The sequence below is a fragment of the Bacteroides sp. 43_46 genome (genome assembly GCF_001915455.1).
GTDB lineage: Bacteria > Bacteroidota > Bacteroidia > Bacteroidales > Bacteroidaceae > Bacteroides > Bacteroides caccae.
On the sequence record NZ_MNQN01000062.1, the window covers coordinates 1 to 11,995 of the forward strand.

General features: G+C 39.6%; 14 protein-coding genes and 3 pseudogenes. All 17 read left to right on the forward strand.

Features of this window, described 5'->3' with window-relative positions; all coding sequences use genetic code 11:
- Window positions 1-138: pseudogene (locus BHV72_RS06110) on the forward strand (sialic acid O-acetyltransferase); the annotation flags it as partial.
- 12 nt (window positions 139-150) lie between these two features.
- Window positions 151-381: an acyl carrier protein gene (locus BHV72_RS06115; protein WP_016273546.1), complete on the forward strand. Its 231-nt coding sequence runs from the start codon at window positions 151-153 to the stop codon at window positions 379-381.
- The gene (locus BHV72_RS06120) at window positions 381-1,118 is read left to right on the forward strand and encodes an SDR family NAD(P)-dependent oxidoreductase (RefSeq protein WP_286855170.1); all 738 of its coding nucleotides are present in this window, start codon (window positions 381-383) and stop codon (window positions 1,116-1,118) included. The genes BHV72_RS06115 and BHV72_RS06120 overlap by 1 nt, the downstream gene beginning before the upstream one ends.
- Window positions 1,119-1,123: 5 nt before the next feature.
- Window positions 1,124-1,882, forward strand: a complete 759-nt coding sequence (locus tag BHV72_RS06125) for an SDR family NAD(P)-dependent oxidoreductase (protein WP_016273548.1) — start codon at window positions 1,124-1,126, stop codon at window positions 1,880-1,882.
- 14 nt (window positions 1,883-1,896) lie between these two features.
- Window positions 1,897-3,294 carry an AMP-binding protein gene (locus BHV72_RS06130; RefSeq protein WP_016273549.1) on the forward strand — a complete coding sequence of 466 codons (1,398 nt, stop codon included), beginning with the start codon at window positions 1,897-1,899 and terminating at the stop codon, window positions 3,292-3,294.
- A 14-nt stretch (window positions 3,295-3,308) separates the two neighbouring features.
- Complete coding sequence (locus BHV72_RS06135) at window positions 3,309-3,548, forward strand: acyl carrier protein (protein ID WP_009126887.1); 240 nt, start codon at window positions 3,309-3,311, stop codon at window positions 3,546-3,548.
- 11 nt (window positions 3,549-3,559) lie between these two features.
- Complete coding sequence (locus BHV72_RS06140; protein ID WP_117748865.1) at window positions 3,560-4,618, forward strand: 3-oxoacyl-ACP synthase III family protein; 1,059 nt, start codon at window positions 3,560-3,562, stop codon at window positions 4,616-4,618.
- A 1-nt stretch (window position 4,619) separates the two neighbouring features.
- Window positions 4,620-5,762 (forward strand): carboxylate--amine ligase, encoded by a 1,143-nt coding sequence (locus tag BHV72_RS06145; protein ID WP_118274086.1) that lies wholly within the window; start codon window positions 4,620-4,622, stop codon window positions 5,760-5,762.
- A gap of 1 nt (window position 5,763) precedes the next feature.
- Window positions 5,764-6,756, forward strand: coding sequence for a GNAT family N-acetyltransferase (locus BHV72_RS06150; RefSeq protein WP_016273552.1), 993 nt, complete (start codon window positions 5,764-5,766; stop codon window positions 6,754-6,756).
- The gene (locus BHV72_RS06155; RefSeq protein WP_016273553.1) at window positions 6,753-7,631 is read left to right on the forward strand and encodes a polysaccharide deacetylase family protein; all 879 of its coding nucleotides are present in this window, start codon (window positions 6,753-6,755) and stop codon (window positions 7,629-7,631) included. Before BHV72_RS06150 ends, BHV72_RS06155 begins: the two co-directional genes overlap by 4 nt.
- A gap of 4 nt (window positions 7,632-7,635) precedes the next feature.
- On the forward strand, window positions 7,636-8,244 hold the full coding sequence (locus BHV72_RS06160) for a sugar transferase (RefSeq protein WP_016273554.1): 609 nt from the start codon (window positions 7,636-7,638) through the stop codon (window positions 8,242-8,244).
- 1 nt (window position 8,245) lies between these two features.
- Window positions 8,246-8,833, forward strand: coding sequence for an MBL fold metallo-hydrolase (locus tag BHV72_RS06165; protein ID WP_057098094.1), 588 nt, complete (start codon window positions 8,246-8,248; stop codon window positions 8,831-8,833).
- A gap of 106 nt (window positions 8,834-8,939) precedes the next feature.
- Window positions 8,940-10,126 (forward strand): annotated as a pseudogene (locus BHV72_RS06170) (DegT/DnrJ/EryC1/StrS family aminotransferase).
- A gap of 55 nt (window positions 10,127-10,181) precedes the next feature.
- Window positions 10,182-10,520: pseudogene (locus BHV72_RS06175) on the forward strand (UDP-GlcNAc--UDP-phosphate GlcNAc-1-phosphate transferase); the annotation flags it as partial.
- Window positions 10,521-10,589: 69 nt separating this feature from the next.
- Window positions 10,590-10,847: a hypothetical protein gene (locus tag BHV72_RS06180; protein ID WP_035448265.1), complete on the forward strand. Its 258-nt coding sequence runs from the start codon at window positions 10,590-10,592 to the stop codon at window positions 10,845-10,847.
- Window positions 10,844-11,254, forward strand: a complete 411-nt coding sequence (locus BHV72_RS06185) for a type II toxin-antitoxin system VapC family toxin (RefSeq protein ID WP_035448267.1) — start codon at window positions 10,844-10,846, stop codon at window positions 11,252-11,254. The genes BHV72_RS06180 and BHV72_RS06185 overlap by 4 nt, the downstream gene beginning before the upstream one ends.
- Window positions 11,255-11,439: 185 nt before the next feature.
- Complete coding sequence (locus BHV72_RS06190) at window positions 11,440-11,940, forward strand: HU family DNA-binding protein (protein ID WP_008663222.1); 501 nt, start codon at window positions 11,440-11,442, stop codon at window positions 11,938-11,940.
- Window positions 11,941-11,995: the final 55 nt, after the last annotated feature.

Consider the following 11,995-nt stretch of genomic DNA (forward strand, 5'->3'; position numbering starts at 1 on the left):
GATATTTATACTTCTTCCGTGTTAAATCATGGAGTTGTTGTAGAAGATAATGCTCATGTTGGCGCTTGTAGTTTTGTTATACGCAGAGTTAAAGCTGGTACTACTGTTATGGGAAATCCTGCTAAAAGATTAATATAAATAATAAATAAGATGGAATTAGTAGACTTTATTGAAAAATTTGCTGAGCAATTTGATGATGTAGATGTAGAACAACTTAGTTCTACAACTAAATTTCGCGAGTTAGATGGTTACACATCGCTGGTTGCTCTATTGATTATTACAATGATTGATGAGGAATATGATGTCACTGTTACTGGTGATGATATGAAACAGCAGGCAACTATTGGTGATTTGTATAATTTGGTATCTTCCCGTTTGTAATGTATAATCCTTTTTCTTTAGAAGGGAAGACTGTACTAGTTACAGGTGCTTCATCCGGTATCGGACGAGCTACTGCCATTGAATGTTCGAAGCTGGGAGCAACTTTAGTTCTGACAGGTAGGAATGAGAGTGCTTTGCAAGAAACTAAAGAGTTGCTATCTGATTCAAATAAAGAGCATTTAATGCTGGTTGCTGATTTAAGAATAGAAGAATCCTGTGAGAAATTGGTGGCTCAATTACCAGTATTGGATGGCTTTGTTTGCAATGCGGGAATAGGAAAAATGTTACCATTGCAATTCTACTCTTTGGATGTACTAAACGAAGTATTTCAGATGAATTGTTTTGTTCCTATGCTGCTACTGAAAAAGAAACTGAGAAATTCATCTTCAGTAGTCTTTACTGCATCAATTTCTGGTTATAATAATGTGGCGCCTGCAAATGGTATTTATGGAACTTCAAAGAGTGCCTTGAGCACTTATATGAAATATGCTGCCTTGGAGTTGGCAGGGAAGGGGATTCGATGTAATGCTGTACAGCCGGGAAGAATCAATACTCCTTTGATTTCTAATCGTTTGCTATCAGAGGAAGATGTGACTAAAGACATAGAACAATATCCGATGAAGCGTTATGGCAAGCCGGAAGAAGTGGCTCATGCTATAATTTATTTACTTTCCGATGCTTCTGCATGGGTTACAGGTACTAACTTGGTAATTGATGGAGGTCGTAGTCTGAAATAATTTGTATGGAAAGGCTTTTATATAATAAGATATGTATTGTTACCGGTGCCGCACAAGGCATCGGTAAATCTATAGCTGAACGTTTTGCTTCAGATGGTGCAATAGTTTATGCTTGCGACCGTGCTGAAGGAGTTATGGATGAATGGGCGAAGGCTTGTTCAGAAGATAATCATACCCGTGTGCTTCCTTTGTATTTTGATGTGACGGATGCTACTGCTGTAAAATCAGCCTTTATGTCCGTATTCAAACTAGAAGGTCGTATTGATGCACTGGTTAACAATGCGGGTGTGGTATTTAATAAGAAAATCGGTATGATATTGCGTCCGGAAACAGAACTGATGTTCCGTGTGAATGTAATAGCTGTAATTGAAATGATTCAGCTGGTTTCTCGTTTGATGGCTCGCAATCATAGTGGATCTATTGTAAACATTGCATCGGTAACGGCAGTACTAGGCTCACCGGGACAATCTGCTTACTCTGCAACTAAAGGGGCAATTATGGCTTTTACTAGATCTGCAGCCAAAGAGCTGGCATCTCAGGGGATTCGTGTGAATGCAGTTGCACCGGGTATTGTTAAAACGGAACGTTTTTCAGAACTTTATGAAGAAAGTGGCGAAAAAATCGATACTCGTATTCAAAAGATTGCTTTAGGACGCTTGGGAACTCCTGAAGATGTTGCTAATGCTTGTGCTTTTCTTGTTTCAGACCGTTCTTCTTATATTTCAGGCCAGATATTGGGAGTTGATGGCTGTGCTTCCATTTAGAATAAAATAACCGAATGATATTGAATTTAAATAAGCAGGCGCAGGATGCGTTTGCTGCAGTTGATGCTTTGGGGAATACCTTGAAGTATGGTGAGTTGTTGGATTTTTCCGAGAATATATCTACCATTCTTCCCAGTCGTTCCTTATTATTCTTATTGACAGAAAATAATGTCGGAGGTATAGCCTGGAGTGTAGGTTGTATCAATTCCGGCAATGTTCCTTTAATATTGAATGCACATATTGAAAAGGAACTTCTTTATAATTTGCTTGACATTTATCGCCCTTCTTATGTTTGTGTGCCCTCGTTGATGGCGGTTGACCTGCATTATGAAGTGGTGTGTGAATATTATGGCTATACCCTCTTGCGTACAGGAATGGAGGATTGTGCAATGCATCCGGATCTATCTCATCTTCTACCTACTTCCGGTTCAACGGGTAGTCCTAAGTTGGTACGGCATAAATATAGTAATATAGAAGCAGCGGCCTTAAATATCTCTACTTTCTTTGGCTTGACTTCCAATGACCGTCCTTTGCTTGTCCTTCCATTATATTATACTATGGGGCTGTCAGTGGTATTCAGTCATCTTTATGTTGGGGCTACTGTGTTGATAACCAATCAAAGTATGACCGATAAAGCTTTCTGGAGTTTCATGAAGGAGCAGCGGGCCACCAGTTTTACAGGAGTGCCTTACAGCTTTGAGATTTTGAATCTGATGCGTTTCTTCCGTATGGATTTGCCTGATTTGACCTTGCTTACTCAGGGTGGCGGTAAGATACCTCGCCAGCTGAATCTGAAGTTTGCTGAATATTGCCGTGACACCGGCAAACGCTGGATAGCTACTTACGGCCAGTCTGAAGGTACTGCCCGCATGGCCTATCTTCCTGCTGAATATGCAATATCCAAATGCGGGAGCATAGGTCGGGCAGTTCCCAATGCGGAACTGTCCCTGATAGATAGTGACGGAAATGTGATAGAAGGTTCTCACACGGAAGGTGAAATGTGCTACCGTGGCAAGAATGTGACGATGGGATATGCCCGTAGTCGGGAAGATTTGCTGCTGGGTGATGAGCGTAATGGCTTTATGCGTACCGGTGACTTGGCTTACAGGGATGAGGACGGCTGTTATTACATTGTAGGGCGTATGGGACGTTTCCTGAAGCTGTTTGGCATGCGTATCGGTCTGGATGAGTGTGAACAGATAATCAAAGGGAAATATCCGATAGAATGCGCTTGTGTGGGTACGGACGATAAGATGACCGTCTATCTGACCGATGAGAAATATGCAGTGGCTGTAAAGGAAGTACTGGTTGAAAAGACCAAGCTGGTAGCCTCGGCTTTTGAGGTAAAAGTGATAGCTGACATACCCAAGAATGAGGCGGGAAAAATATTGTATAGTAAGTTGAATTCATAAAAAAGACAGGAACGATGACAAATATTGAAAAGTATAATGACGCTTTTGTAGAAGTGTTTGGTGTGGACAGTGCAGTGTTGAACGATAGTTTTTCAAAAGACAGTGTGGAATCCTGGGATTCTGTTCACCAACTGAATATAATCGCATTGCTGGAAGAGTCCTTTGACGTAATGTTTGACCCGGAGGATATCATGGAGTTTACTTCCTATGGAAAGGGACGTGAAATCTTGAAAAAATACGAAGTCGAACTTTAAGGGTCAAGGTAATGGCAAGATGGGAAATTAAGAATGTCGGCATGAAGGGAGTGGCAATGGCTGTTCCGGAGAATGTGGTAAAAACTTCCGAACTGGGACTTCTTTCCCAAGAGGAAGCTGATGTATTTGACAATACAGTCGGTATAAAAGAAAGGCATATCGCTCCGGACACAATGTGTGCCTCGGATATGTGCCAGGCTGCCGCTGAGAAACTGCTTGAAGAGCTGGGTTGGGAGAAGGACAGCATTGATGTATTGCTGTTTGAGTCTGTTACGGGTGATTATCGTACTCCTCCTACTTCCTGCATATTGCAAGACAGGCTTGGCTTGTCGGAAAATTGTTTCTGTATGGATATTCCGATGGGGTGTTGCGGGTGCATGTATGCTATAACGGTTGCCGGTAATCTGTTGACGGCAGGTAATGTAAAACGTGCCTTGTTGCTTGTAGGTGATACGGCTTTGCGGATGGGGTCCATGAAAGACAAAAGCCGTGTACCTTTATTCGGTGACTGCGGTACAGCCATAGCTTTGGAATATGATGAGACTGCCAGTGATATTGTGGTTGATTTTCATACTTATGGCAAGGGATATGAAGCTTTGATGACCCCTCATGGTGGTTTCCGCCATCCGGCTACACCTGCTTCCTTTGAATATGAAGATTTTGGCAATGGCATTGTGCGTGCTCCCATTCATACATTGATAAATGGAATGAATGTCTTTTCTTTCGCGATATCCCGTCCTCCTAAATCCGTCGAGGCCTTTTTGGATGATTATAAAATTAATCGTGAAACGGATATAGACTATTTCTTGATTCACCAGGCGAACAAGATGATTGTGGATCGTATTGTGAAGAAGTTGAAGTTGCCCAAAGAGAAGGTTCCTTATAACCTGGAGGAGTTTGGAAACTTGGGTGGAGCTTCTATTCCTTCATTAATGGTGAGCCGCTTGCGTGAACGGCTGATGCAGGAAGAGACTACCTTGTTGATGTCCTCTTTTGGGCTTGGATTAAGCTGGGGGACAATGTGGATGAAGACGAAACCTATGATTGTGCCTGATATAATTGGGTTATAGTATGAATATTTTGATTGTTGGTGGTGGACTCCAAGCATTATCTGTAGCCCGCTCTTTAAAAAAAGAAAGGTATAGTGTCATTGCCTTGTTGCATAGAGGAGATATTTCGACAAAATCAAAATATATAGATAAACTTTATACTATTGATATAACTCCAACACACAAAGAGGAGTATTTGTCTTCTGTACATCGTGTTTTGCAAGTACATGCTATTTCTGTAATTATTCCTTTAAGTGATGTAACTGCTGAGTTTTTAAGTATAAATAAAGTGGAATTAGAACATGAATACCATCTTAAGTGCGCAATCCCTAATTATGATATTTTTCAAAAGGCAAATGATAAGTGGCAACTTTTAGCTTTATGTAAGGAAAATTTTATTCCTCATCCTCAAACACAGTTGTTGACCTCAAGTAACTTACAGGAAGCGGCAGATGCCATAGGATTTCCAGCTTTGATAAAACCTAATATTTCAGTGGGAGCAAGAGGTATTACAATGGTCTATTCTTTGTCTGATTTACAAGATAAGTATGATGGAATATTAAGAAAATACGGTGAATGTACTCTACAGGAATACATTGATAATTCTGGTGCACCCTATTATAATGTGATGATGTATAGAGATGAAAAAGGGAATATAATCAACACTGCAATAATAGAGATTATCAGATATTATCCAATAAAAGGAGGAAGTAGTTCTTTTTGCAGGACTATAGAATCGAAAGAGTTATCTGAAATTTGTAAGAAGACATTGGAGGTTTTGAATTGGACAGGTTTTGCCGATTTTGATATTTTGCAAACTAAAGATGGAGATTTCAAGATTATAGAGATTAATCCTCGTGTTCCTGCTTCTATTCGTGCAGCAGAAGTTTCAGGTATTAATTTCCCGGCTTTGATAGTCAATGATATGCTGGGTATAAAAATCTCCCCTTATGCTTATGTTCCTAATAAGCAATTACGATATTTAGGACTTGATATTATGTGGTTTATATCATCAAATAGACGTTTTTCTTGTATTCCTTCTTGGTTCATATTCTTTTCCCGGAATTTGTATTATCAAGAAAGTGGGGCAATCTTTTTTTCTCTTTTTTCCGGTTTGAAAAAGATGTGCTCTTCTTCTTTTCGTAAATCAAAAGCAGGTATATAATATGGAAATCATTCCTTATACTCCCGATTTATATGAACAACTAATGTTGTTTCTTATTGAGAGTTTTCCTAATAGGGACAAAAGGTATTTTGATTGGTGGTTAAAGCAATATTCGTGTGAAAAAAATCTTTTGAACCGTACTTTTCTAGTAGAAGATAAAGGTAAGATAATAGCTTGCACTACTGCTAATTGGAATGAGATAAAGATACATGGTAAAAAGCAAGATTTTTATTGGGAAGGTAATACCATTGTTTTGAAAGCTTATCGCGGTAAAGGAGTGGGGCGAATGATTTATGAACAAATGGGGAGGTTTTCGGATAGATGTGTAGTTGGTCTTACTGATGCCGCATACAATATACAGCCTAAGATTATTCCTTGTTTTCGGCCTATTAATCCGGTTTATGTGTATTTATCTGTAAACCGTTTCTTCTTAAACAGTTTGTATAGGAGGTGTTTACACTACAGACGAGGAATAGAGGATGTGTTTTATCCACTGAAAATGGCGGTAAGAGGCATGATGTTTTATCGAATAGATAAATTGGAACAAATGTCTTTTACTTCTGACGGCTTCTGGCAAAATGATGATATTGAAATAACACGTGATAAATCATTCTTTGAAAAGCGCTTTTTTAATATTTATAAAAAGTATGTTGTTTATGAAGGCCATTTGTGTGGAAATTTAGTTTGCTACTTTGTGGTACGTTTGGCACACTATAAAGGATTTGATGTAATTTCATTAGTTGACTTTCGATATAGAAAAAAGGACTATATGAGTAGCATAGATAAGGCTGTTTCTGAAATTGCTAAAATAAACCATATCGGCTTTTATTTAACATTGTCCTCATTGAAGAGAAAAGTATTTAACTTCTTTCCTGTTATATTGCGGACAAGTAAAAAATTATACGGTGGCACTACTATCCCACATATAAATAAAGAGTGCTCTTTGTTGATTACATCTGCAGATTCAGATTTGGATTTTGTATATTATTTATGAAAATATTGACTTTTGATACCGAGGAGTGGTATATTGAGAAACATTTTAAGGGAGGGAGAAAAGAAAAATATCGGCAGTATGACGAATTGCTGGATTGGATTTTGAATACTCTCGAAAAGAATAATACCAAAGCGACCTTCTTTTGTGTAGGACAATTGGCAGTTGAGTTTCCTGATGTATTGAAAAAAATAGCGAATGCAGGACATGAAATAGGAAGTCATTCAAATAAGCATTTGTGGGTAAATAAAATGACTCGACAAGAATTTGCCGAAGACACACGTATTGCAATAGGAGAGATAGAAAATCTTATAGGGAGGAAAGTAAAAAGTTTTCGTGCCCCTGCATTTTCCATAGGGAAAAACAACGACTGGGCTTTTGATGTATTGGCGGAAAACGGTATAGAATATGACTGCTCTATATTTCCGGCCAATCGCGACTTAGGGGGATTTCCTCATTTTACTTCATCCATACCTGCGCTAATAAAGAAAGGAGTATATACAATAAAGGAATTTCCTATTTGTCCAGTTACACTAATGGGTAAGAGTGTAACTTTTTCAGGAGGAGGATATTTTAGGCTAGTTCCATTATGGTTACAGAAAAACTTTATTGAACGTATGGATTATGTGATGTTTTATTTTCATATCAATGATTTGATAGAGCAAAATTCAAAGTTTATGACTAAGGCAGAATTTGAGGAGTACTTTAAGGAAGTTGGAACATTAAAAAATCGTATAATTCGTTATGCTAAGGCAAATATAGGTAAAGGAGGGGCTTTGAATAAATTAGAAGTCCTGCTGCAAACTTATGTTTTTTGCAATGTAGGGCAGGCTGCAAAGGAAATCAATTGGAGTAAACAACCGTTAATAGAATTATAGGCTTATGTATAAAAGAGGATTAAAGCGTGGGTTAGACTTTGTAATTGTTTTTATAGTTCTGTTGGTTATCTGGCCCATATTACTTCTTCTGATAATTTTCCTCCATTTCACCAATAAGGGTGCCGGTGTCTTTTTCACCCAGGATCGCCCTGGAAAAAATGCTCGGATATTCAAAGCCATAAAGTTTAAGACAATGACAGATGAGCGGGATTCTGGAGGAAACTTGTTGCCGGATGCTGAACGCCTGACAAAGATTGGTAAAATAGTCCGTTCTCTTTCCATAGATGAATTGCCACAATTAATTAATGTATTAAAGGGGGATATGGCATTGGTTGGCCCCCGTCCTTTATTGCCGAAGTATCTTCCTTTATATTCAGAGAAACAGTTCCGTCGCCATGAAGTACGTCCGGGAATTACGGGGTGGGCACAGGTAAACGGACGGAATGATATCAGTTGGAAACGTAAGTTTGAACTGGATGTGTGGTACGTGGATCATATTTCTTTCTGGCTGGACGTGAAGATTATTCTGCTAACCATAAAGAAAGTGTTCGTTAGAGAAGGGATCAATAAGGAAGGTAATGCTACCACCGAGGCTTTCAACGGTCATAACTGAAATGAACATCCATCAGATTGTCAATTCTGTTTTCACCTCCAATACTTATATACTGTCTGTTGAGGGGAAAGATGGGCATGTATTGATAGATATTGGGGATATTGCTCCTATAAAGCAGTGTGTTCAGGAAAAGTGCGGAACGGTACAAGCCTTGTTTCTGACTCATACTCATTACGACCATATTTATGGTATAAAAGATTTATTACGATTGTATCCTGATTGCACAGTTTACACTTCCTCTTTCGGTAAGGAGGCTTTAGGTTCGGATAAACTTAATTTTTCCCGTTATCACAATGATCCTGTAATATGGATGGGAGATAATGTGACGGTTTTACATGAGAATGATAAAGTGGAAATATTTCCGGGAATTTTCGTGGAAGTGTTTAAAACTCCCGGACATGATAAAAGCTGCCTTACCTATAAAGTCGAGAACAATGTTTTCTCGGGTGATTCATATATCCCGGGTGTTAAAGTCATTGCCTCATTCCCTAATAGCGATAGGGAAGATGCACGGATCTCGAAAGAACGTATCATGGAATTAACAAAGGATTGCAGTCTGTATCCCGGTCATGGAAACATTTATGAGTAAATTATTCCGATATCTGGAAAGGATTTATAAAGCCGTTTCCTTTCTTTTTATTCCCCACTATGTGAGGAATCCGAAGTCTGATCATTAAATAATCACATATATATTTATGGATAAAACTATTTATCTTTGCCTTGCCCATATGAGCGAGGAGGGTATTGAACAGAAATATGTAAAAGAAGCCTTCGATACGAACTGGGTGGTTCCTCTTGGTCCTAATGTGAATGCTTTTGAAGAGGATTTGAAACGTTTTGTAGGCGAAGGCAAGGAAGTGGTGGCACTTTCGGCCGGTACGGCGGCAGTACATTTGGCTCTGTTGGCTTGCGGAGTGGGACAGGGTGACGAAGTGATTGTACAAAGCTTCACATTCTGTGCGTCTTCGCATCCGGTCACTTATCTGGGGGCTGTTCCGGTATTTGTGGATTCTGAGAAAGAAACTTGGAACATGTCTCCGGAACTGTTGGAAGAAGCCATCAACCCTATGACTGTACACGTATCATGGAGATAGCCGATAGGTATGCTATTCCAGTGGTGGAAGATGCTGCCGAAGGTTTTGGTTCCCGTTTTAAGGGACAGGTGCTGGGGACGTTCGGCAAGTTCGGGGTGCTGAGCTTTAACGGTAACAAGATGATTACTACCAGTGGCGGTGGTGCGTTGATTTGTAAAGATGCCGAAAGCAAGAATCAAATCATGTGGTATGCCACGCAGGCTCGTGAGGCTTATCCTTATTACCAGCATGAGGCGATAGGGTATAACTATCGCATGAGTAATATATGTGCAGGTATTGGTCGTGGTCAAATGACCGTTGCCGATAAGCATATTGCACATCACCGGCATGTGCAGGCTCTCTATAAGGAACTGCTTAAGGATGTGGAGGGGGTATTGCTGCATGAAGCTCCTTCGGCTGATTATGACTCTAATTTCTGGCTTTGTACAATCACTCTGGGTTCTTCACTTCGCATCAAAGGGCAGGAAAATGCTTATAAGGATATTGTCAAGACTGCCGTAGGTGGTGCTGCTGGTGTGATTCATGCCGTAGATTGTGCTACAACAGATTGCCAGCCCAACGAGAATGTGGAGGCTTTGCGTGCTTTTATGCTTGGCAAAAAAATAGAGGCACGCCCGGTTTGGAAACCGATGCACAAGCAGCCGGTCTATAAGGATGCTCCGGCTTATATCAATGGGGTATCCGAAGCTATTTTTAAAATTGGTATGTGCCTTCCTGCCGGGCCGTGGGTGACTGATGAAGATGTATATTATATCGTGGAGTGTATAAAAGAGGCCATAGTAAAATAATAGATGAAAATACAGCTTTTTAACTACGACCTTGACAACGCTGTCGGTTGCCAATACGTTTGTCAATGCGGATTTCATCTATACCGTTGTCTGTTCCGTTCTAGTCTTCTGCTTCTTCAATTTCTGCAAGCGTGCCAAATATTCACCGCCTGATGCTTCATGAGAATATCGGACTACCGCATCGCAAACATCTTATCAGATTATGGCGAATGAGCTGAAGATTCCTCATGTAATGGTTTCTTCTATTTACATGGCAGTATAGGCAATCATCATCGTAGGATATATAATGTGTTTGGATTCAGGTTACTGGTATCTGCTATGTACCATCCTCTTGTTAAGTCTTATTTATGTCTGTTTCATGAAGAGGTATTTTGGATTACATCAATCAATTTGAAATAAGCTTTCCTTTTCTTGATGATTGTAGGAATTAATATTATCTTTGTCATTGAAAGGAGAAAGTAATATGGATACTTCTATTAATTTGTCAGATAATTATTTGGATAAATTATTGTCACTAAGTGATGAGATGAAATTGCGCATTATAAATAAACTGTCGGAAAGTTTATTAAATAATGGCAGTAGGCGGCATGTACATGTTGGAAAAGTGAAGACTGAGAAAAATGATTTTGTGTTGCCCAAGGATATTCAGGAATTAATAGGTATAGCTTCGGGGATAGAAGATGCAGAAGATGAACGTCTTAATTATCTATTGAACAAATGATAAAAGCTTTTATTGATACAAATGTCTTAATAGACTTGTTATTGGAAAGAGACGGATGTCAAGATGCTGCCACTATTCTGTTGTGTCAAAAAGAGCAGAAATGTTCTTTGTTTTTGTCATCATTGACTATGGCAAATATTGCATATATTCTTAGAAAGAAATTTAAAGGAATAGCACTATATAATGCTTTAAATAAACTGAAGACATTCTTTTCTGTTGTTAGTTTGACAGCTGATAATGTTGAATCGGCTCTAATGTTACAAGCTACTGACTTTGAAGATGCATTGCAATATTTTTCTGCAGCCAATATACAAGCTGATGTTATTGTGACAAGGAATGAAAAGGATTTTTATTTTTCACAAATAAGTATTACGTCTCCTAAATCTTTTCTTGAAAGCATATCTTGATTAAGTTGGCTTACTTGAACTGATAACTTGTAAATCAATACTTTATGAACTTATCTCAGAAAACAGCTTCAGCGAGGCTGTTTTCTTTGTTTGCAGGCAAATATATCCTCATCTTTGCATTGTTGATCAACAAAACGAGATTAAAAACCATGTTGAATTAAAAATGTAAAAAGGAGAAAGAAAGTATGCCTTTATTTTATTATGCAAGACAGTCGTCTCTGGCGACAAAAGAGGGTGCCAAACTTTGGCATCTGAGTTTGAAGAAAGTGGGAAGGGCCGTGGATGCGCAACAGCTGGCTGAGGTGATTGCCGAGAAATCTTCCCTGACTCCGGGTGACGTACATAATGTAATCCGTAACCTGATGACGGTAATGAGGAGCCAGTTGCTGAACAGCCGTACGGTGCGTCTGGATGGCCTGGGCACATTCACCATGAAGGCCCGTACACGAGGTAAGGGAGTGGCCAAATCTGAAGACGTGAATCCCAATCAGGTGACTGCTTTGCGCTGCCAGTTTACTCCGGAATACACGCGCCCGGCTGCCATCGGCACTACACGTGCCCTGCTCCAGGGTGTGGAGTTTGAGAAATGGACGGGAGTGGTTACGGACGGTAAGGATGATGCCGGTGATGGTGGCAATCCCGGTGGCGGTTCCGACGGTGACCAGGGAGAGAACCCGTTAGGATAAGATGTATTTACTAATTTTGAAAGATTAAGACTATGAAAAAGAACGTTTGGGACAA